Raw genomic sequence first — 21,195 nt, forward strand, 5'->3', positions numbered from 1 at the left:
CGCGTGACGAATCGACCCGTTCAGGGCTCGAGCGTGAGGCGGAGCCGGCGCTGGTGGACATTGACGCCCGTGATCCGGACCTCGACGACCTCGCCGGTCCGCAGTGTGCGGCCGGCGAGGTCGTCGTGCAGGAGCCCCTCGACACCGTCCGTGACGCGGACGAACACCCCGGACGGCACCTCCTTGGTGACCGTGCCGCGCAGCGTCTCGCCGATCCGGGTGCGCGCCAGTTCGCGCAGCGGGTCGGGGTGGAGGTCCTTGAGCGACAGCGAGACCCGCTCGCGGCCGTCACGGTCCGGCATGTCGACGCCGAGGACCGTGAAGGCGAGTTCCTGACCCTCGTGGATCACGTCGGTCGGGAAGTCGATTCGGCTCCAGGACACCTCGGGGATGTTCATCATGGCTTCCACCCCGCCGAGTTCGACGAAGGTGACGCCGAAGTCCGCGATGACGGAGACCACGCCGGTCACCACGTCGCCCCGTTCGAGTCCGCGGAGGAAGGCCTGCCGCTCGTCGCCGCGCAGCGTGAGCAGCTCGCGTGCGTCGGCCCACGCGCTTTCGCTCAGCAGCAGCCGCCACGCGGTGAAAAGCCGGAGCAGCGCTCCGCCGTGTTCGGCCCGGGTGCCGGCGTCGGCGACGGTCAGGTCGAGTTCGTTGGCGGCCGTCAGCTCTGCGAAGTCCTGGCGTTGCCCGAGCGACGGCGTGAAGGTACTGCCCGTGAAACGGTCGCGGAAGGCCGCGTCGTCCCGGGCCAGGGAGCGGTACGAGGCGCCGCGGTCGCAGCTCGCGTAGAAGTGCACGAGCTCCTCGGCCTCGGTGCCGATGACCGCGGCCAGTTCGTCGCGACGCGTCAGTGGCACAAGGGATGTCGCGAAGCCGTCCGTTCCGTAGAACGCGTGGCACAGCCCTGCCAGTTGCAGCGCCGGGCGTGCTCCCCAGTCGGCGAGCCGCTCGCGCACGCGTTCCAGGTGGGCGAGCAGAGTGCCGCCGGGGTGCGGCAGCTGCTCCGCGCCGTGGGCGCGGAGCAGATCCAAGGCGCGGTGTGCGGTGCCGGTCATGTCCCCCCTGCCGTCGTCCCCGGTGCGGCCGGACGTCCCGGCGGGGTGTCGGGGGCAAACGAATACCCCGGTCCGAATTGACGGCCGGGGTAATTCTCTGCGTATATTGGTGGTTTCCGTATTCGCGGATTTCTCGCACACGGAGAAGCTCAATAAATGCAGCCTATCGCGTCAGGAGCTGAATTGTCAACCGAGGAATTGCGGCGGGAACAGCAATTCGTCTCCCTCGTCCATGAGCGGCTCGATCAGCTCAGGGCGGAGGCAGAAGCCGCCCTCAACGCCACGATCGCGCAGGTCGGGACCGGTCGGCAGGCGCGCGTCGAGCGGGACGTGGGAGTGGTGGAGCACTCCGCATCGCTCGCCGCACTGAATGCCGCGGACACCGGGCTCTGTTTCGGACGCATCGACCGGCGCGACGGAGTGACCCATCACATCGGGCGTACGGGAATCCGCCGTGACGACGCCGAGCGCACCCCGCTGCTCATCGACTGGCGTGCTCCCGTCGCGCGGCCGTTCTATCTCGCCACCGGCTACGAGCCGATGGGGCTGCGCCGGCGGCGCCACATCACCACGCAGGGTCGGACCGTCACGGCGCTGCACGACGAGATCATGGATCTCGCCGACACGACCCGCACCGGCTACGAGTCGCACGACGCCGACGAGGTGCTGCTCGCCGCCCTCAACAGCGCGCGCACCGGCCGCATGGGCGACATCGTGTCGACGATCCAGGCGGAGCAGGACCGGATCATCCGTGCCCCGCAGCGCGGAGTGCTTGTCGTGGAGGGCGGGCCCGGGACGGGCAAGACCGCGGTCGCGCTGCACCGGGCCGCGTATCTGCTGTACGCGCACAGGGAGCAGCTCGCCAAGCGTGCCGTGCTGATCGTCGGGCCCAACCCCGCCTTCCTCGGCTACATCGGCGAGGTACTGCCCTCGCTCGGCGAGACCGGCGTGCTGCTGTCGACGGTCGGCGAGCTGTTCCCGGGAGTGCACGCCACGGGTACCGACAGCCCCGCCGCGGCGGCCGTCAAGGGGCGCGCCGAGATGGCCGACGTGCTGGCCAGGGCCGTACGGGACCGTCAGCACGTGCCCGACAAGGACGCACCGCTCGTCGTCCCGCACGACGACGGAGACCTCGTCATCGACTGGGGCATGGCCGTCGAGGCACGGCACAAGGCCCGCGAGACGGGGCTGCCGCACAATCTCGCCCGGCCGTACTTCGTGTTCAGGATCATCGACGATCTGACCACCCAACTCGCCGACCGGATCGGCGCCGACCCGTACGGCGGCCCCAACTTCCTGGGCCCCGACGACATCGCGCAGCTGGGCAAGGCCGTCGCCGCCAGCGCCGATGTGCACGCCGCGATCGCCGAGCTGTGGCCGCCGCTCACCCCGCAGGAGTTCCTCGCGGACTACCTGGCGGAGCCGACGCACCTGCCGGAGGAGGAAGCCGGGCTCCTCCGGCGCCCCGCCGGCCCGTGGACGCCCGCCGACGTCGCCCTTCTCGACGAGGTGGCCGAACTCCTCGGCGAGGACGACTCCGCGGCCCGCGCCGCCGCCGAGGCCGAGCGCGCCCGGCAGATCGCCTATGCGCAGGGCGTGCTCGAGGTCTCCTACGCCTCCCGGACGTACGAGTTCGAGGACAAGCACGACGAGGAGTCGGAGGTTCTCGCCGCGCACGACATCATCGACGCGGAGCGGATGGCCGAACGCCACGAGGAGGCCGACCACCGCAGCGCCGCGGAACGTGCCGCCGCCGACCGGACCTGGGCCTTCGGGCACATCATCGTCGACGAGGCGCAGGAGCTCTCGGCGATGGCCTGGCGACTGCTGATGCGGCGCTGCCCGACCCGGTCGATGACCCTGGTCGGCGACCCGGCACAGACCGGGGACGCGGCGGGCTGCGCCTCATGGCAGGAGATCCTCGAGCCCTACGTCGGTGACCGCTTCGAGCACACCCGCCTCGCGGTCAACTACCGCACGCCTGCCGAGATCATGGAGCTGGCCGCCGAGGTGCGGCGCAGTGAGGACCCGGCGTTCCAGCCGCCGCGTTCGGTGCGTTCGACGGGTGTCGAGCCGTGGGAGGTGACCGTGGATCCGGCGGAGCTGGCGTCCACGGTCGCCGCCCGGGTCGCCGACGCCCCGCGGGAGGGCCGGATCGCGGTGATCGCACCGGCCGCGCAGCGCGCCGCGCTCGCGGACGCGCTGCCGGAGGTCTCCGCCACGGGCGAGCCGGACCTGACCCGGCCTGTCGTGCTGCTCGACCCGAGGGCCGCCAAGGGGCTCGAGTTCGACACCGTGATCGTGGTCGAGCCGGAGCTGATCCGCTCCGGCTCGGCCAACGGCGTCAACGACCTCTACGTGGCGTACACCAGGGCGACACAGCGCCTCGGCGTGGTGCGCACCTGATGTCTGCTTGAACAGCGGAGCGGGCCGGCGCAGACGCGTCCGGCCCGCTCCCGACAGCCGGATCAGGCCGGGCGGAACCAGATCGTCGCCAGCGGCGGCAGGGTCGGTGCGATCGACGTACGGCGGCCGTGCGACCCCACCTGCTCAGCCTTCAGCGGATCGGCGTTGAGCACACCGGAGCCGCCGAAGCGCTCCTCGTCGGTGTTGAGGACCTCCGTCCAAGCCGTGACCGACTCCGGCACACCCAGGCGGAAGTCGCGCCGCACCACCGGCGAGAAGTTGCTCACGGCCAGCAGCGGGGTGCCCTCCTTGTCGTAGCGAAGGAAGGCGAAGACGTTGTCCTCCCAGGCCCCGCCGTCCACCCAGTCGAAGCCCTCCGGCTCGGTGTCCCGCTGCCACAGGGCGGGAGCGTCGCCGTAGACGGTGTTCAGTTCGCGCACCAGGTCGCGCACCCCGCGGTGGTCCGGCTCCGCCGTGTACGACGGGTCGAGCAGCCACCAGTCGGGGCCGTGGCCTTCCGACCACTCGGCACCCTGCGCGAACTCCTGTCCCATGAACAGCAGTTGCTTGCCCGGGTGGGCCCACATGAAGCCCAGGTAGGCGCGGTGGTTGGCGCGCTGCTGCCACCAGTCGCCCGGCATCTTGCTCACCAGCGCCCGTTTGCCGTGCACGACCTCGTCGTGCGAGATGGGCAGGACGTAGTTCTCGCTGTACGCGTACACCATCGAGAACGTCATCTCGTTGTGGTGGTACTTGCGGTGCACCGGCTCCTTCGACACGTACTGGAGCGAGTCGTGCATCCAGCCCATGTTCCACTTCAGGCCGAAGCCGAGCCCCCCGTGGTGCGTCGCGCGGGTCACGCCGTTCCACGCCGTGGACTCCTCGGCGATCGTGACGACTCCCGGATTGCGCCGGTAGACGGTGGCGTTCATCTCCTGCAGGAAGCCGACCGCGTCCAGGTTCTCCCGACCGCCGTGCTCGTTCGGCGACCACTGGCCGTCCTCGCGGGAGTAGTCGAGGTAGAGCATCGAGGCGACCGCGTCGACCCGCAGGCCGTCGATGTGGAACTCCTCGCACCAGTACGTCGCGTTCGCCACCAGGAAGTTCCGGACCTCCTTGCGGCCGTAGTCGAACTCGAGGGTGCCCCAGTCGGGATGCGCCGCCCGCGCCGGGTCGCTGTGCTCGTACAGCGGGCGGCCGTCGAACTCGGCCAGTGCCCAGTCGTCCCGCGGGAAGTGCGCGGGCACCCAGTCCACGAGCACGCCGATGCCGGCCCGGTGCAGGCTGTCCACCAGGTGGCGGAAGTCGTCCGGCGTGCCCATGCGGGACGTCGGCGCGTAGAAGCCGGTCACCTGGTAGCCCCAGGAACCGCCGAAGGGATGCTCGGCGACCGGCATGAACTCCACATGGGTGAAGCCGAGGTCCTTCACGTACTTCGGCAGCTGCACGGCGAGCTGGCGGTAGGTCAGACCGGGGCGCCAAGAGGGGAGGTGGACCTCGTAGACCGACAGCGGCGATTCGTGCAGGGGGCGGTGGCCGCGGTGCGTCATCCACTCCTGGTCGCCCCACTCGTGGTGGGACTCGGTAACGATCGACGCGTTCGCGGGCGGCACCTCGGTGCGCCGGGCCATCGGGTCCGCGCGCTGGGTGTGCGAACCGTCCGGGCGGGTGATCTCGAACTTGTAGAGCGAGCCCTCGCCGATGTCCGGCAGGAACAGCTCCCACACCCCTGTCGCGCCGAGCGAGCGCATCGGGAAGCCCTGGCCGTCCCAGTAGTTGAAGTCGCCGACGACCCGCACGCCGCGCGCGTTCGGCGCCCAGAGCGTGAACCGCGTGCCGGTGACGCCCTGGTGCGTCATCGGGTGCGCGCCCAGCGCCTTCCACAGCTCCTCGTGCCGGCCCTCGCCGATCAGATACAGGTCGAGCTCGCCGAGAGCGGGCAGGAAGCGGTACGGGTCCTCGACCTCGAACCCGTCCTCGTGGCCCTCGTAGGTGACGAGAAGCCGGTAGTCGGGGGTCGTGCGCAGGGGGAGCACACCGGAGAAGAAGCCGTCGCCGTCGCTGTTCAGCTCGGCGCGCAGGCCCTTGCCGACGACGGTGACGGACAGGGCGTGCGGGCGCAGCACGCGCATCTGGATGCCGCCGCGCACCGAGTGTGCGCCGAGCAGGGCGTGCGGGTCGTGGTGGCAGCCGCTGAGGAGGCGGCCCCGGTCGTCGTCGCCCAGGGGCTTCGCCGCGCGGACTCCGCGCCCGTCGCGGGGCCGCGGCGCGGCGGCCCGCTTGGCGCGGGGGGCCTTGCCGGAGCCGCCGTCGGTGGGGTCGGCTCCGGCCGCGGACGGTGTCACGGGTTCGCCGGTCTCGCCCGGTGTGCCGCCGGGCCCGCCGGTGCGTGCCGCGCCGCCGGTCCGTCGCCCGGTGGTGGCGTCGGCCCTGGAACGGGCCGGACGAGTCTTCTGCTCCGCCGCCGTCTCGGCCGTGGCGGGTGTTGTGGGGGGCCGGCTCGCGCCGAGGTCCGCCCGGGGTGTCGCGGACCCGACGAGGGCCGGGACAGGTGTCTCGGCGGGCGCGGCGGTCGTGCTCGCCGGCTTCTCGCTGCCGGTAGGGGCGGCGGCCGCGTCCGTGTCGGCGACGGCCGGCTCGCCCGTCGCCGCCTCGCCCTCGCTCGCACCCGCGGGCTCCGGCACGGTGACGTCCGCACCGGTGCTCGCGGGTCGGCCCTTCGGCTCCCGGGCGCCGGAAGCCTTCCGGGCCGGGGCATCCGCGTCCGTGGCCCCGGCCGCCGGGGCGTCCGGCGCCTCGGTCGGTGTCGTCTCGGTCGTCTGCTGCGGCACATCCGGTTCGGAGGGGTTACGGGATGAGCGTCGGGCGGTCACGGATCGGCCTCCTAGGGCGACAGTGGCGACAGTGGGGGCAGTGGGGGAAGCGGTGCTGAGTCAGTCGAACGCGGCGAGCCGTTCGATCGCGGCCATCGGCACCGGCATCCAGTCGGGCCGGTGCCTGGCCTCGTAGACGACCTCGTAGACCGCTTTGTCGGTCTCGTAGGCGCGGAGCAACTCCGGCTCCTCGCGCGGATCGTCGCCGCCGGCCGTGGCGTAGCCGTCGCAGTAGGCGTCCCGGCACCGCTGCGCCCACGCCGGATTCCACGGGCGGTGGGTGCGGGCCGCGTAGTCGAACGAGCGGAGCATGCCCGCGACGTCACGAACGGCCGGTTGCGGCCTGCGTCGTTCGGTGAGCGGCCTGGCCGGCTCGCCCTCGAAGTCGATGACGGACCAGGGTGTGTCCTTCGGGCCTCGCAGTATCTGACCGAGATGCAGATCGCCGTGGACCCGCTGGGCCGCCCAGGTCCGCCCGCGTCTGCCGAGCTCCTCCACGGCGTCGAAGGCGGAGCGCAGCCGCGGCACGTACGGCACCAGCGCGGGCACCGCCTGCGCGGCCGCGTCCAGCCGCCCGCCCATCGCCGCCGCGAGCTGCTGGGTCCGAGGGCCGTTCAACTTCACGGTCGGCAGCGCGTCGGCGAGCGCCGTGTGCACCTCCGCGGTGACCCGGCCCAGCGCATGAGCCTCGCCGAGGAAGGACCGGCCGCAGGCCAGTGCCTCCAGCGCGAGGACCCATCCGTCGCGCGAACCGGGCAGGAAGGGCTGGAGCACGCCCAGGGTGAAAGGTTCCGGCGCGGTCGCCTCGTACCAGGCGACGGGCACGGGCACCCGCTCGCACCCGGCGCGGGCGAGGGCGAGCGGCAGCTCCAGGTCGGGGTTGGGACCGGGATGGATACGGCGGAAGAGCTTGAGGATGTACGCATCGCCGTAGACGAGGGAGGAGTTGGACTGCTCGGTGTCCAGCGGCCGGGCGGGCAGGTCCCCGGGGATCGCGGGCGCGCCGTCGAAGCGGTCGAAGCGCAGCGGCCCGAGGGATCCCGGGGTGCGCAGCCGTTCCAGGAGCAGTCCGGCGAGCCGTGGATCGCGGGTTCCTTCGTATACGGTCCGTCCGGCGAGCGGGCCCTCGGTGAGATGGCCGATCAGTGCGGGGGCCAGCGCGGGTGGCAGGGTTTCTCGTACGCCGATGAGGAGTTGGTAGCAGTCGGCGGACCGCACGGGCATGTCCCGCTGGCGCACCCGCACGAGCAGGTGCAGCAGCCCTGGACCCGGTCCTTTCAAGGGCAGCAGTTCCGTCGCGGAGACGGGTGTGAAACCGGCGACCGCGCACCCCTTGCCCGCGAACCAGCGCTGCCCTGGCAGCCATTGGTGCAGCAGAGGGGCGAGCGACTGGAGCAGGCCGAGCGGAGTCCGGGTGGATGCAGCCTCCGACATGGGCATCGCGTCCTTTCCCCGGGTACACCACGATTGCGCAAAGTGTCCCGGATTGCAGCTGTGGCTGTCCGGCGGCGCGCGGGGATGAGTGGGGAGTGCCCGAAGCGGGGCGGTGGAAACCGCCCCGCCGGAGTAGGGGGCGCCTTTCGGACCGGTTCTGTCCCCCTCGTGGACACCTCAGGCTGAGAGCGCGGTGGCCTTCGCGTCCTTGCGCAGACGGAACCAGTAGAAGCCGTGACCTGCGAGGGTGAGCAGATACGGCCATTGACCGATCGGCGGGAACCGCACTCCGCCGATGAGTTCCACCGGATGCCGTCCACTGAAGGTCCGCAGATCGAGCTCCGTGGGCTGCGCAAAGCGCGAGAAGTTGTGGACGCACAGGACCAGGTCGTCCTTGTACTCACGCAGGAAAGCCAGCACCGCCGGGTTGGACGACGGCAGTTCCGTGTACGAGCCCAGACCGAAGGCCGGATTCTGCTTACGGATTTCGATCATCCGCCGGGTCCAGTGCAGCAGCGACGACGGCGACGACATCGACGCCTCGACATTGGTGACCTGGTAGCCGTAGACCGGGTCCATGATGGTCGGCAGGTACAGCCGCCCCGGGTCGCACGACGAGAAGCCCGCGTTGCGGTCCGGGGTCCACTGCATCGGGGTGCGGACCGCGTCCCGGTCGCCGAGCCAGATGTTGTCGCCCATCCCGATCTCGTCCCCGTAGTAGAGGATCGGGGAGCCGGGCAGCGACAGCAGCAGCGCGGTGAACAGCTCGATCTGGTTGCGGTCGTTGTCCAGCAGGGGTGCGAGCCGCCGGCGGATGCCGATGTTGGCGCGCATCCGCGGGTCCTTGGCGTACTCGGCGTACATGTAGTCGCGCTCTTCGTCCGTGACCATCTCGAGCGTCAGCTCGTCGTGGTTGCGCAGGAAGATGCCCCACTGGCAGCTCCTGGGGATGGACGGCGTCTTGGCCAGGATTTCCGAGACCGGGTAGCGCGACTCGCGCCGTACGGCCATGAAGATCCGCGGCATCACCGGGAAGTGGAACGCCATGTGGCACTCGTCGCCGCCGGCCGCGTAGTCGCCGAAGTAGTCGACGACGTCCTCCGGCCACTGATTGGCCTCCGCGAGCAGCACGGTGTCCGGGTAGTGGGCGTCGATCTCCTTGCGCACCCGCTTCAGGAAGGAGTGGGTGCGGGGGAGGTTCTCGCAGTTGGTGCCCTCCTCCTGGTACAGGTACGGCACGGCGTCCAGCCGGAAGCCGTCGATGCCCAGATCCAGCCAGAACCGCAGCGCGGAGATGATCTCCTCCTGCACGGCGGGGTTCTCGTAGTTCAGATCGGGCTGGTGGGAGAAGAAGCGGTGCCAGTAGTACTGCTTGCGCACCGGATCGAAGGTCCAGTTCGACGACTCGGTGTCGACGAAGATGATCCGCGCGTCCTGGTACTGCTTGTCGTCGTCGGCCCAGACGTAGTAGTCGCCGTACGGGCCGTCCGGGTCGGTGCGCGACTGGAGGAACCACGGGTGCTGGTCGCTGGTGTGGTTCATGACGAAGTCGATGATGACGCGCATGCCGCGCTGGTGGGCGGCGTCGACGAACTCGACGAAGTCGGCGAGGTCACCGAATTCCGGCAGCACAGAGGTGTAGTCGGCCACGTCGTAACCGCCGTCCCTCAGCGGGGACTTGAAGAACGGCGGCAGCCACAGGCAGTCCACGCCCAGCCACTGCAGATAGTCCAGCTTGGCCGTGATGCCCTTGAGGTCGCCCACGCCGTCGCCGTTGCTGTCCTGGAAGGAGCGGACCAGGACCTCGTAGAAGACGGCGCGCTTGAACCAGTCGGGGTCGCGATCGCGCGCTGGGGTGTCCTCGAACGTGTCGTGGACGGGCTCGTTCACGATCATGATGTGGGTGACCCTCCGGTCTGCTGGGACGGTCGCAGGGTGAGGACGTGCGCGGGCGCGATGCCCGGCTCGAGGCGCACATAGTTGGCCCTGCCCCAGTGATAGGTCTCGCCGGTGAGCTCGTCGCGCACCGGTACGGTCCCGCCCCCTGCGAGACCGAGTTGCGGCATGTCCAACGAGACCGTGGCCTCCTGGGTGTGGTGGGGGTCGAGGTTCGCCACGACCAGGACGACGTCCGATCCACAGCGTTTGGAGTAGGCGATCATCCGGTCGTTGTCGACGTGGTGGAAGTGGATGTCGCGCAGCTGCTGGAGGGCGGGATGGCGGCGCCTGATCCGGTTGAGAGCCGTGATCAGCGGCGAGATCGTACGGCCCTCGCGCTCGGCCGACTCCCAGTCGCGCGGGCGCAGTTCGTACTTCTCCGAGTGCCGGTACTCCTCGCTGCCGGTCCGAAGCGGCACGTTCTCGCAGAGCTCGTAGCCCGCGTACACGCCCCAGGAGGGCGACAGGGTCGCGGCGAGCACGGCCCGCACCTCGAAGGCGGGCCGGCCGCCCTCCTGGAGGTAGGCGTGCAGGATGTCCGGGGTGTTCACGAAGAAGTTCGGCCGCATGTACGACGCCGCGTCGCCGGAGAGCTCCGTGACGTACTCGGTCAGTTCGTGCTTCGTGTTGCGCCAGGTGAAGTACGTGTACGACTGCTGGAAGCCGATCGCGCCCAGGGTGTGCATCATCGCCGGCCTGGTGAAGGCCTCCGCCAGGAAGATGACATCGGGGTCGCTGCCGTTGATCTCCGCGATCACCTTCTCCCAGAAGACGACCGGTTTGGTGTGCGGGTTGTCGACGCGGAAGATCCGCACGCCGTGGCCCATCCAGAACCGCAGCACCCGCACCGTCTCGCGGACCAGCCCCGGCAAGTCCGCGTCGAACGCGATCGGGTAGATGTCCTGGTACTTCTTCGGCGGGTTCTCCGCGTACGCGATGGTGCCGTCCGCCCGGTGGTGGAACCACTCCGGGTGCTCCTTCACCCACGGGTGGTCGGGGGAGCACTGCAGCGCGAAGTCGAGCGCGACCTCCATGCGCAGCGAGCGGGCGGCGGTCACGAAGTGGTCGAAGTCGGCGAGCGTGCCGAGGTCGGGGTGGATCGCGTCGTGGCCGCCGAAGGCGGAGCCGATCGCCCAGGGCACACCGACATCGTCGGGGCCCGCTTCGAGGGAGTTGTCGCGGCCCTTGCGGTGGGTGGTGCCGATCGGATGGATCGGGGGGAGGTAGACCACGTCGAAGCCCATCGCCGCGACGGCCGGCAGCCGTTCGGCAGCGGTGCGGAAGGTGCCGGAGGCCGGCGGTTCGCCCTCGTTGACGACGGCCCCCTCCGACCGGGGGAACAGCTCGTACCAGGAGCCGTAGAGCGCCCGCCTGCGCTCCACCTGGAGGGGCAGCGGAGGCGAGGCGCTGACCAGCTCGCGCAGCGGATGGCGCGAAAGCGCCGCGTCGGCATCGGACGCGAGTGCCGCGGCGAGCCGGTCCGCAGCGGGCCGTGCCGTGTCGCGCAGCGCGTCGACCGCGGCGAGCACGGCCTCCCGGCCGTCCTTCTTGGGCACCCCGGTGGCGGCGCGCTCGTAGAGTGCGGCACCCTCGGCCAGGACCAGTTCGGTGTCGATCCCCGCGGGGATCTTGATACCGGCGTGGTGCCGCCAGGTGGCTACGGGATCGCTCCAGGCCTCGACGGTGTACGTCCAGAGGCCTTCGGTGGCGGGGGTGACCTCCGCGCCCCACCGGTCGGTGCCGGGGGCGAGTTCCCGCATGGGGGTGAAGGGACCGGGGCGGCCCTTCGGGTCGTGCAGCACGACGTTGGCGGCTACGGCGTCATGGCCCTCGCGGAAGACCGTGGCGGTGACCTGGAAGGTCTCACCCGCCACGGCTTTCGCGGGCCTTCTGCCGCAGTCGACGAGTGGGCGAACGTCCAGGACGGGGATGCGACCGATGAGCGAGTTCACGACATCACCTGAGGGCTGTGCGGGCAGGTTGGATGGAGCGGATTGTCCTCGTTTGTGCGAGCTGGGTCTCATATGACGGCGTTTTATTTGTATCTGCTGAGTCGGTGACTGGCGGGCTGAGGGCATGTCCGCTCCTGTCCGCGTTCACTCGGGTGGACGGCAAGGAAGCCGATCGGGTGGTGCTCGCCTGCGTACCGGGAGCCTTCCCACGCCCTTCGGGTGGGCAATCCGGTGATGTGTTAACTACTAGGACGTAGGGGGTCGCACAAGACACACGAAAAGAGACCGGCCCGCCACGTGGGCGGAACGTGCCCCTCCTGACGGGTGCTCACGCGCCGGTCACACCCGTGCGCCTGCCGGACCCCTGTGCGCCGTGGTCCGGGAGGCCCCGGGACCGATACTTTCTGAAATGACGGAAAAAGGACGCACCGTCCTGCGTCCGCTCGGATGTGTACCTCCCCTGCGAAGGTGAACTTGTGAAGGCCATTCGTCGATTCACCGTCCGCCCCGTTCTCCCCGAACCGCTCGGGCCGCTCAGCGACCTCGCGCGTAATCTGCGCTGGTCCTGGCACACCGAGACCCGAGAGCTCTTCCAGACCGTCGATCCCGAGGGGTGGCGGGCCGTCGGCGGCGACCCCGTGCGGCTGCTCGGGAACGTGTCGGCCACCCGTATGGCCGAACTGGCCAAGGACCGTCGTTTTCTGCGCAGAGTCGCCGCCGCAGCCGACGACCTGGACGAGTATCTGCACGGCCGAAGGTGGTACCAGGTCAACAGTGGCCACGGCGGCCCCAACACGCCCGAATTCCCCACCGCCATCGCCTACTTCTCGCCCGAGTTCGGTGTCACCGCCGCCCTTCCGCAGTACTCCGGCGGCCTCGGCATCCTCGCCGGCGACCACCTCAAGGCGGCCAGCGATCTCGGGGTGCCGCTGATCGGCGTCGGACTGCTCTACCGGCACGGATACTTCCGCCAGTCGCTGTCCCGCGACGGCTGGCAGCAGGAGCACTACCCCGTGCTCGACCCGAACGAGCTGCCGGTGAGTCTGCTGCGCGAGGCGGACGGGGCCCCGGCCAGGGTGTCCCTTGCCCTTCCCGGCGGCCGCTCGCTGCACGCGCACATCTGGGTCGCGCAGGTCGGCCGTGTGCCGCTGCTGATGCTCGACTCCGACGTCGAGGAGAACGGGCCCGGCGCCCGTGACGTCACCGACCGGCTGTACGGCGGCGGCAGTGAACACCGGCTGCTGCAGGAGATGCTGCTCGGCATCGGCGGCGTACGGGCGGTCCGTGCGTACTGCCGGCTCACCGGGCGCCCCGCGCCCGAGGTGTTCCACACCAACGAGGGCCACGCCGGATTCCTCGGCCTCGAACGCATCCGCGAATTGGCCGAACCGCCCGAGCACGGCGGCTCCGGCCTCGGCTTCGACGCCGCACTGGAGGCGGTGCGTGCCGGTACCGTGTTCACCACCCACACCCCCGTGCCCGCCGGTATCGACCGCTTCGACCGCGAGCTGGTCGCACGCCACTTCGCGGAGGGCGCGGAGCTGCCGGGCGTACCGGTCGACAAGGTGCTGCAGCTCGGCATGGAGTCCTACCCGGGCGGCGAGCCCGGCGTCTTCAACATGGCCGTGATGGGCCTGCGGCTCGCCCAGCGCGCCAACGGCGTATCCGAGCTCCACGGGGCCGTCAGCCGCAGCATGTTCAGCGGTCTGTGGCCGGGCTTCGACGCCGCGGAGGTGCCCATCACCTCCGTCACCAACGGTGTGCACGCACCCACCTGGGTGGCCCCCGAGGTCTTCCGCCTCGGCGCCCGACAGATCGGTACCGGCCGGGCTGAGGACGCCCTGTCCGTGGGCGGCTCCAAGCGCTGGGACTCCGTCGCCAACATCGCCGACGCCGACATCTGGGAGTTGCGCCGTTCGCTGCGCGAGCAGTTGGTCCACGAGGTGCGCGACCGGCTGCGCGCCTCCTGGCGTCAGCGCGGCGCGGGCGCGGCAGAGCTGGGCTGGATCGACGGGGTGCTGGACCCGGAGGTGCTCACCATCGGGTTCGCCCGCCGGGTGCCGTCGTACAAACGTCTCACCCTGATGCTGCGTGACCGGGAACGGCTGACGGAGCTGCTGCTGCACCCCACCCAGCCGATCCAGATCGTCGTCGCGGGCAAGGCGCATCCCGCGGACGACGGCGGCAAGCGACTGGTGCGGGAGCTGGTGCGGTTCGCTGACGACCCGCGGGTGCGCCACCGCATCGTCTTCCTGCCGGACTACGGCATGGCGATGGCGAAGAAGCTCTACCCGGGCTGCGACGTCTGGCTGAACAACCCGCTGCGTCCTCTCGAGGCGTGCGGGACCAGCGGCATGAAGGCCGCACTGAACGGAGCCCTCAACCTCTCCGTCCTCGACGGCTGGTGGGACGAGTGGTACGAGCCCGACTTCGGCTGGGCCATCCCCACCGCCGACGGCGCGTCCACCGACGAGGACCGCCGCGACGAGCTGGAGGCGGCGGCGCTGTACTCGCTGATCGAGGACCGGGTCGCCCCGCGGTTCTACGACCGGGGCACAGGAGGACTGCCCGACCGCTGGATCGAGATGGTCCGCCGGACGCTGACCACACTCGGTCCCAAGGTGCTCGCCGGCCGCATGGTGCGCGAGTACGTGGAGCGGCTGTACGCCCCCGCCGCGCAGGCGCACCGCGCCTTGGACGCCACCAGTGCGCAGGAGCTGGCGGCCTGGAAGGCCCGCGTGCGCGCCGCATGGCGGCAGGTCGCCGTCGACCACGTGGAGGCCGTCGACCAGGACGCCGCCGCCGGCTCTTCGACGGCGGGCCTCGGCTCCACGCTCACGCTGCGCGTGCAGGCGGCGCTCGGCGAACTGCAGCCGGAGGACGTGGAGGTGCAGGTGGTCGCGGGCCGTGTCGACTCCGACGACGCCATCCGCGACGCCCAGAGCTTCCCGCTGAAGCCGGCGAGCGGCCCGGACATGGAGGGCCGCTGGGTCTACGAGGGGCCGCTGGCGCTGGACCGAACCGGCCCCTTCGGCTACACGGTCCGCATCCTGCCCGCGCACCGGCTGATCCCGGCGGGCGCGGACCTGGGTCTTGTCGCGGTGCCGACGGAGACCACCCGAGAGGCCGCGGGTGTACTGATGCGCTGACCCGTTCCGCACGTCGCACGCCCCCTGCCCGGCCGTCCGGGCAGGGGGCGTCTTCTTTCATGGCGTGAACTCCGCGTCTTGACGTGCTCATGGGATGCCCCTAGTTTCTGCACGCATCTCGGTGTTCACGCTCGCACTCAATGTTCATGTGGATGAACCGAGTCGGTGAAGCGGCGGACCTGCCGTGCTCACTCCCCACGACCGGAAGGCACCCCCATGCGCACCGGATCCACCCCCAGGCACGCCCTGCGCCGGCCGAGAGCCCTCGTACTCACCCTCTCCACCGTCGTCGCCGGCGCCCTCGCCGCGGCCCTCATGTCCTCCGCCTCCGCGGGACAGCCGCCCGAGGCCGCCCGGGCGGCCGCCGTGGCCGCACCCGCCGCCTTCACTCACCCCGGCGTCCTCGTCAGCCGCCCCCAACTCGACTTCACCAAGGGCAAGGTGCAGGCCGGCACCCAGCCCTGGAAGGCCGCGTACGACCAGATGATGGCGAGCAAGTACGCCTCGCTTTCCCGTACCCCCATGCCCCGCGCGGTCGTCGAGTGCGGCTCGTACTCCAACCCCAACTCTGGCTGCACCGACGAGCGCGAGGACGCCATCGCCGCCTACACCACCGCGCTGGCCTGGTACATCACCGGCGACAGCCGGTACGCCAAGAAGTCGATCGAGCTGATGGACGCCTGGTCGGCCGTCATCAGGGACCACACCAACAGCAACGCACCCCTGCAGACCGGCTGGGCCGGATCCTCGTGGCCCCGCGCCGCGGAGATCATCAAGTACACGTACACGGGCGGCTGGCCGAACTCCGGACGCTTCGCGACCATGCTGCGCAACGTCTATCTGCCCGAGGTCACGAACGGCTCGCACTCCAACGGCAACTGGGAGCTGAGCATGACGGAGGCCGCCCTCGGCATCGCGGTCTTCCTCGAGGACCGCGCCGCCTACGACAAGGCCGTCGCCAAGTTCCGCGGACGTGTCCAGGCGTACATCTACCTGACCAGCGACGGCTCCCTGCCCAAGGCGGCGCCCGGCTCGGGGCTCGACACCCGCGACGAGATAGTCAGCTACTGGCAGGGCCAGTCGACGTTCGCCTGGAACGGGCTCAGCCAGGAGACCTGCCGCGACCTGACTCACGCGGGCTACGGCTTCTCCGCGATCTCTCACATCGCGGAGACCAGCCGCATCCAGGGCCAGGACCTCTACCCGGAGATCGCCGACAGGCTGCGCCACACGCTCGGACTGCACGCCAAGTACCAGCTCGGAGCGGAGCCGGTACCCGGCAACCTGTGCGGCGGCAGCCTCAAGGACAAGCTCGGCCCGATCACCGAGGTCGGCTACAACGCCCTGGCGGGCCGTATGGGTCACACCATGACCAACACCCAGCGCCTGACCGAACAGCAGCGCCCGGCCGGCACGAACAACCTGTTCGTCGCGTGGGAGACGCTGACGCACGCGGGCAACCCGAACTAGGTCGCGTCTCTTTGGCCGCAGTTCAGGGGAGCCGTTCCTCGCGGTGATCCGGGTGCTGTGCGCAGGAATGCGCGAGCACCCGGAGAGCCCGGGCGGAGACCGGCGCGGCCCCAGCCCTGATCACCGCCCGGAGTCGGACCCGTGTGGGACCGTGCGGGACCCGTCTGGTCCATGGCTGCCCCATGCCACCCCCGGGGCTGCCGCGCGGCCAGGTCGAGGAGAACCTGCGTTCCGGGGACGACATGGCCGTCCTGAACTCCCTTCACCTGAGCGGTCGTGCAGGGCAGCCTCCGCCGACGGCCTGAACGATCGCCCCACGGGGAGGTGCCGCGCAACCTATCGTTGCGGTCATGACATTCCAGCCCTCGACGGAACCAGCGGTCTTCCACGCAGCGCTCCGCGATCAGTTCGAGGTGTTCCTCGATGAGCATCGATCCGCGCTGCACGACTGCCTGAACGGGCTGACCGAAGAGCAAGCACGCCGGTCGCTGGTCACGTCCAAGACCACGCTGCTCGGCCTGGTCAAGCACGCCACAGTCGTCGAGAAGGTCTGGTTCGACGAGGCGATCACCTGCCGGTCCCGTACCGAGATCGGCATTCCGGATACGCCCGACGAGTCGTTCGATCTCCACGACGACGACACGATCGCCTCGGTCCAGCGCGCCTACCAGCAGGCTTGTGCGGCGTCCCGCCGGGCCACGGCGGAGCTTGCGCTGGACGACCTCGTTCAGGGCAACCGCCGAGGCCCGCTGCCGTTGCGTTGGGTCTATCTCCACACGCTGCGCGAACTGGCCCAGCACTGCGGCCACGCGGACATCCTTCGCGAGCAAGTCCTCGGCGGCGCGACAGGCGGCTGAAGCAGGGTGCGGCCCGTCACGGCGTAGGGGGCGCCGCCTGGTCTGTGTCGCGCGGCCGCGGTCCCGCTCAGTGGTCCGGGAGCCGCGCCCAGAAGTGGTCGACGATCTCGTCGACGTAGCGTCGCCCGGCCTCGCCGGAGGCCGTGGTGCCGCCGCCTCGGCTGAGGGTTGCGGCCATGAGGAGCTGGTATTCCTGCTGCATGGAGCGCAAGGGGTCCTGGAGGACGCGGCGGTCCATGGCGACGAGCTTGGCGATGGCGCGGACGTGGGCCTGCCAGCGGGTGGAGACGGCTTCGGTGAGGAGGCGGGCGAGTTCGTCCTCGAGGCCGGTGATGGCGATGAAGTCCCGTGCGGGAAGTCCGAGGACGCTGCCGAGCGCGGCGGACTGCCGCTTGTCGCCGGTCCATTGGCCGGTTTCTTCCATGCGGTGGTAGGCCTCGAGCGTGAGGCCGGTGCCGCGTGCCACGTCCTCGGCGGGAATGCCGCGGGCGAGGCGGTGTTCGCGCAAGGTGCGCGGGCGGCCCATGAGTTCGCCGGGCGCGCACCACAGGGCGCCGGCCAGCGCGGTGAGCTCCTCGGCGGTCGGCAGGGCGAGGCCCTGTTCCCACGCGGTGACGTGCTCGGGGGTGATGTGGGCCATGCCGAAGGAGGCGCGCATGCCGTAGGCGACGTGGCCGGGCGCCATCCCGAGTTTCTCGCGCAGGGTGCGGGCGGCGCGCGCGTTGAAGGGCAGGGGTTCAGGCACGGGGTGAGAGTAGGCGGTTACTCGCCGCTACTCCATGGCCACTGTCGGCTGCATCCCGGTATGCGGGATAGGTCGTCGGCGATTTCGTAGGAACCGACAGGGAGCTATGAAACCGGCAATCCCCGTCCTTTCCTGGGCGGTTGTAGATCGCGTCATGCCACGTATTATCCGCTCGGCGAGGTGCCGCATGTGTGTTCGCACAACGGATGTGAACGCGCTTGTCCAAGGCGCCGTCAAGCTTCCCCCTTCACGTTGCAGGCTCAGGAGACGCCGTCATGCAGAACAGCGCGACCAGGTCGGCCGACGGGCCGCCCACCGGAACAGGCAGCCCGCTCGACCGGTTCTTCCGCATCACCGAACGAGGCTCGACATACGCCAGAGAGATACGCGGCGGGTTCGCCACGTTCTTCACCATGGCGTACATTCTCGTGCTCAACCCGATCATCCTGAGCAGCGCGAAGGACAAGTTCGGCGATCAGCTGGATGCCGGCCAACTGGTCACGGCCACGGCGCTGGTGGCCGCGGTCATGACCGTGATCATGGGCGTGGGCGGCAACCTGCCGCTCGCCCTCGCCGCGGGCCTCGGCATCAACGCCGTTGTCGCCTTCCAGGTCGCCCCCCTGATGAGCTGGGACGACGCGATGGGCCTCATCGTGCTCGAAGGCCTGCTGATCTGCGTACTGGTGGTGACCGGTCTGCGCGAGGCCGTCATGCACGCCATTCCGCAGCCCCTCAAACAAGCCATCAGCGTCGGCATCGGCCTGTTCATCGCGTTCATCGGCTTCGTCGACGCCGGTTTTGTCACCCGCATCCCGGACTCCGCGAACACCACCGTGCCCGTGCAGCTCGGCACCGGCGCCCTCACCGGCTGGCCCATGTTCGTCTTCTGCCTCGGTGTGCTGCTGACCATCGTTCTCCTCGCCCGCAAGGTCAGGGGCGCCATCCTCATCAGCATCGTCGTGATGACCCTCGTCGCCCTTGTCGTCAACGCGGTCGCCGACGTCAAGTCCTGGGGCCTGACGTCGCCCGCCCTGCCCGACAAGCCCTTCGCCGCCCCCGACTTCGGGCTGCTGGGCAACTTCGACCTGTTCGGCTCGTTCGGTCAGGTCAGCGTGCTGACGGTCGTCCTGCTCGTCTTCACCCTGATCCTGTCCGACTTCTTCGACACCATGGGCACCGTCGTCGGCGTCACCGCCGAAGCCGGACTCCTCGACGAGCGGGGTCAGGTCCCCGACCTGGGCCGTGTTCTGCTCATCGACGGTGCGGCCGCCGTCGCCGGTGGCGCCTCTTCCTCCTCGTCCGCCACCACCTACATCGAGTCCGCCGCCGGTGTCGGTGAAGGCGCACGGACCGGTTTCGCCAACCTCGTCACCGGCGGCCTGTTCGCTCTGGCCCTGTTCATCGCCCCCGTCCTGACGATGGTGCCCCTCCAGGCCGCGGCTCCGGCCCTCGTCGCGGTCGGGTTCCTGATGATGACCCAGGTCAAGCACATCGACTGGGACCGCTACGAGGTCGCCGTCCCTGCCTTCCTGACCATCGTCGTCATGCCGTTCACCTACTCCATCACCAACGGCATCGGCGCCGGCTTCATCGCCTACGTGTTCATCAAGGCGTGCCTGGGCAAGGCCCGTGAGGTGCACTGGCTGCTCTGGGGCACCGCGGCGCTCTTCCTCGTCTACTTCGCCATCGACCCGCTGGAGCAGCTCCTCGGCATCAAGTAGCCGCACGGCGAGGCCTGCCGCGGGCTCAACGCGGCAGGCCCTCCTCGTTGTCGACGTCGGTCACGACCGCCTTGGAGGCGAGGCGGTCGTCCTTGAAGCACAGCCGATACGCGGGCGCCGACTCGTACTTGACGGCGCGGTAGTACTCGCAGTCGCCCGCGTCCGGCGGCTCGGGGTCGACCCCGGCGGGCGCGCCGTCGAGGGAGAGGCGGGGCAGGCGGGTCAGGACGTCCGCGCGGGTGTCGCCGATCCGGATGCGGTCGTACTGGTCGCGGTCCATGACCGTGCGGGTGTCGCTGTACATCCGGAACGCGAGGATCAGAACGACGAGGACGGCGGCGACCGTCACCGGCACGGCGATCGCCTGCACCAGCCCCCGCCGCACCCGCCGGCGGGCCAGGTCCAGTTCCCGTGCGGAGGTGGACGATGCCGGGGCCGGCGGCGTCACGGCCCCGGGGGTCAGGGGCAGGCGGGCGCTTACGGCGAACCCGCCGTCGTCGGTCCGCCGGTGCGTGAGGGTTCCGCCCGCCAGCCGGACCCGCTCGTCCAGGCCCACGAGCCCCGTGCCGCCGGAGGGGAGGAACGGGTCCGGCCGGCCCGGCGGGTTGGACACGCCGACACGGACCGCCGCGGCGTCGTGCGTGACCCGTACGCGGACCGCGGCGCCGGCGCGTGTTTGGCGGCGTTCGTGAGGGACTCCTGGACAACGCGGTGCACCGCCCGGTCCGTCATCGGCGGCAGGGCGGTCGGTGCGCCCTCGTCTGTGAAGTCGACCGTCATGCCGGAGTCCCGGGCCCGGTCCACCAGAGCGGTGACCGTCTCCCCGGCGGGCGCGGTCGGGGCGGCCTCTTCCGCGCGCAGTACTCCGATGATGTCCCGCAGCCGGGCGGTGGCGTCCGCGGCGGCCCGGCGCAGTTCTCCCGCCGCTGCCTGCCGGCGCTCGTCCAGGCCCGGGTCGACCTCGAGGGCGGCGGCCCGGACCGCGATCAGTGAGAGCTCGTGGCCGAGGGAGTCGTACATGTCCTCGGCGATCCGGGACCGCTCACGCAGCCGCTCCCGGTCGGCCACCGCCTGCTGCTCCCGCTCCATTCGGTCGGCCAACTGCCGGCCGGCGGCGACCAACTGGGCGTACTGACGCACATAGCGGCCCAGCAGCCACGGCACCACGACGGCGAACAGCAACGTGGCGAGCTGGGCGAACCAGGTCCAGAGGTCGGCGAGCAGGAGGGAGAGGGCCAGGTCGGCGACGGCGATGCCGGTCAAGGTGAACAGGGCCGGCCGGGCCGTTGCCGTACGGCGTCCGGCGAGAAGGCCGAAGGCGGCCATCGCCACCGCGTACGAGAGTGTGAGCAGTTCCAGGCTCTGCCAGGCGCTGAGGGCGATCACGATGCACAGCGATGCCAACGGCCGTGTGCGGCACAGCAGTAGGGCGACGCCGGTCAGCAGGACGCCGAGCCCCACCTGCCACCACGAGCCACCGTCGTTCGGATCGGACTTGAGCGCCACGGAACCGGCCAGGACGGCCCACAGGGTCAGGTCGGTGAGATGCTCCCGGGCCCGCTGTCTTCGCATGCCCCCACCTTGCCAAACGG

General features: G+C 70.4%; 13 protein-coding genes. 5 read left to right on the forward strand and 8 right to left on the reverse strand.

The features are described 5' to 3' along the window. Positions 1–20: 20 nt before the first annotated feature. Complete coding sequence (locus ACIQ7Q_RS04510; RefSeq protein WP_403856136.1) at positions 21–1,058, reverse strand: DUF6817 domain-containing protein; 1,038 nt, start codon at positions 1,056–1,058, stop codon at positions 21–23. 183 nt (positions 1,059–1,241) lie between these two features. Here ACIQ7Q_RS04510 and ACIQ7Q_RS04515 point away from each other — a divergent pair, with 183 nt between their 5' ends. Further along, complete coding sequence (locus ACIQ7Q_RS04515) at positions 1,242–3,464, forward strand: HelD family protein (RefSeq protein ID WP_403856138.1); 2,223 nt, start codon at positions 1,242–1,244, stop codon at positions 3,462–3,464. A gap of 62 nt (positions 3,465–3,526) precedes the next feature. Here the strand turns inward: ACIQ7Q_RS04515 and glgB are convergent, their stop codons facing one another. The 4 genes from glgB to ACIQ7Q_RS04535 form a co-directional block, all read right to left on the reverse strand. Next, positions 3,527–6,337: a 1,4-alpha-glucan branching enzyme gene (glgB, locus tag ACIQ7Q_RS04520; RefSeq protein WP_403856140.1), complete on the reverse strand. Its 2,811-nt coding sequence runs from the start codon at positions 6,335–6,337 to the stop codon at positions 3,527–3,529. A gap of 60 nt (positions 6,338–6,397) precedes the next feature. Continuing rightward, positions 6,398–7,771, reverse strand: a complete 1,374-nt coding sequence (locus ACIQ7Q_RS04525) for a maltokinase (RefSeq protein ID WP_403856142.1) — start codon at positions 7,769–7,771, stop codon at positions 6,398–6,400. Positions 7,772–7,948: 177 nt separating this feature from the next. After that, positions 7,949–9,667: a maltose alpha-D-glucosyltransferase gene (gene treS, locus ACIQ7Q_RS04530; RefSeq protein WP_403856144.1), complete on the reverse strand. Its 1,719-nt coding sequence runs from the start codon at positions 9,665–9,667 to the stop codon at positions 7,949–7,951. Next, positions 9,664–11,787 carry an alpha-1,4-glucan--maltose-1-phosphate maltosyltransferase gene (locus ACIQ7Q_RS04535; RefSeq protein WP_403856146.1) on the reverse strand — a complete coding sequence of 708 codons (2,124 nt, stop codon included), beginning with the start codon at positions 11,785–11,787 and terminating at the stop codon, positions 9,664–9,666. Before ACIQ7Q_RS04535 ends, treS begins: the two co-directional genes overlap by 4 nt. Before the next feature lie 350 nt (positions 11,788–12,137). On the opposite strand from ACIQ7Q_RS04535, the gene glgP reads away from it, so the two are divergent. The 3 genes from glgP (at position 12,138) to ACIQ7Q_RS04550 (ending at position 17,137) form a co-directional block, all read left to right on the forward strand. Continuing rightward, complete coding sequence (gene glgP, locus ACIQ7Q_RS04540) at positions 12,138–14,810, forward strand: alpha-glucan family phosphorylase (protein ID WP_403856148.1); 2,673 nt, start codon at positions 12,138–12,140, stop codon at positions 14,808–14,810. Between the two features lie 216 nt (positions 14,811–15,026). Further along, complete coding sequence (locus ACIQ7Q_RS04545; protein WP_403856150.1) at positions 15,027–16,280, forward strand: alginate lyase family protein; 1,254 nt, start codon at positions 15,027–15,029, stop codon at positions 16,278–16,280. Positions 16,281–16,630: 350 nt separating this feature from the next. Then, positions 16,631–17,137: a DinB family protein gene (locus ACIQ7Q_RS04550; RefSeq protein ID WP_403856152.1), complete on the forward strand. Its 507-nt coding sequence runs from the start codon at positions 16,631–16,633 to the stop codon at positions 17,135–17,137. 67 nt (positions 17,138–17,204) lie between these two features. Here ACIQ7Q_RS04550 and ACIQ7Q_RS04555 read toward each other — a convergent pair whose 3' ends face one another. Further along, the gene (locus ACIQ7Q_RS04555; RefSeq protein WP_403856154.1) at positions 17,205–17,882 is read right to left on the reverse strand and encodes a helix-turn-helix domain-containing protein; all 678 of its coding nucleotides are present in this window, start codon (positions 17,880–17,882) and stop codon (positions 17,205–17,207) included. A gap of 275 nt (positions 17,883–18,157) precedes the next feature. Between ACIQ7Q_RS04555 and ACIQ7Q_RS04560 the strand changes: the two genes are divergently transcribed. Further along, positions 18,158–19,603: an NCS2 family permease gene (locus ACIQ7Q_RS04560; protein ID WP_403856156.1), complete on the forward strand. Its 1,446-nt coding sequence runs from the start codon at positions 18,158–18,160 to the stop codon at positions 19,601–19,603. Positions 19,604–19,628: 25 nt separating this feature from the next. On the opposite strand, the gene ACIQ7Q_RS04565 is transcribed toward ACIQ7Q_RS04560, so the two are convergent. Beyond that, on the reverse strand, positions 19,629–20,051 hold the full coding sequence (locus tag ACIQ7Q_RS04565; protein ID WP_403856158.1) for a hypothetical protein: 423 nt from the start codon (positions 20,049–20,051) through the stop codon (positions 19,629–19,631). 29 nt (positions 20,052–20,080) lie between these two features. After that, positions 20,081–21,175, reverse strand: a complete 1,095-nt coding sequence (locus ACIQ7Q_RS04570; RefSeq protein WP_403856159.1) for a sensor histidine kinase — start codon at positions 21,173–21,175, stop codon at positions 20,081–20,083. Between the last annotated feature and the right edge of the window lie 20 nt (positions 21,176–21,195).

It is taken from the genome of Streptomyces sp. NPDC096176, assembly GCF_044763255.1.
In the GTDB taxonomy this organism is placed as follows: Bacteria; Actinomycetota; Actinomycetes; order Streptomycetales; family Streptomycetaceae; genus Streptomyces.

What these genes read in the sequence shown, in the direction of transcription:
- ACIQ7Q_RS04535 (WP_403856146.1), bottom strand. Translation starts at nt 11,787, where the DNA reads ATGCCCTCAGCCCGCCAGTCACCGACTCAGCAGATACAAATAAAACGC.
- ACIQ7Q_RS04570 (WP_403856159.1), bottom strand. Translation starts at nt 21,175, where the DNA reads ATGCGAAGACAGCGGGCCCGGGAGCATCTCACCGACCTGACCCTGTGG.
- ACIQ7Q_RS04550 (WP_403856152.1), top strand. Translation starts at nt 16,631, where the DNA reads ATGACATTCCAGCCCTCGACGGAACCAGCGGTCTTCCACGCAGCGCTC.
- ACIQ7Q_RS04510 (WP_403856136.1), bottom strand. Translation starts at nt 1,058, where the DNA reads ATGACCGGCACCGCACACCGCGCCTTGGATCTGCTCCGCGCCCACGGC.
- treS (WP_403856144.1), bottom strand. Translation starts at nt 9,667, where the DNA reads ATGATCGTGAACGAGCCCGTCCACGACACGTTCGAGGACACCCCAGCG.
- ACIQ7Q_RS04525 (WP_403856142.1), bottom strand. Translation starts at nt 7,771, where the DNA reads ATGTCGGAGGCTGCATCCACCCGGACTCCGCTCGGCCTGCTCCAGTCG.
- ACIQ7Q_RS04545 (WP_403856150.1), top strand. Translation starts at nt 15,027, where the DNA reads ATGCGCACCGGATCCACCCCCAGGCACGCCCTGCGCCGGCCGAGAGCC.
- ACIQ7Q_RS04560 (WP_403856156.1), top strand. Translation starts at nt 18,158, where the DNA reads ATGCAGAACAGCGCGACCAGGTCGGCCGACGGGCCGCCCACCGGAACA.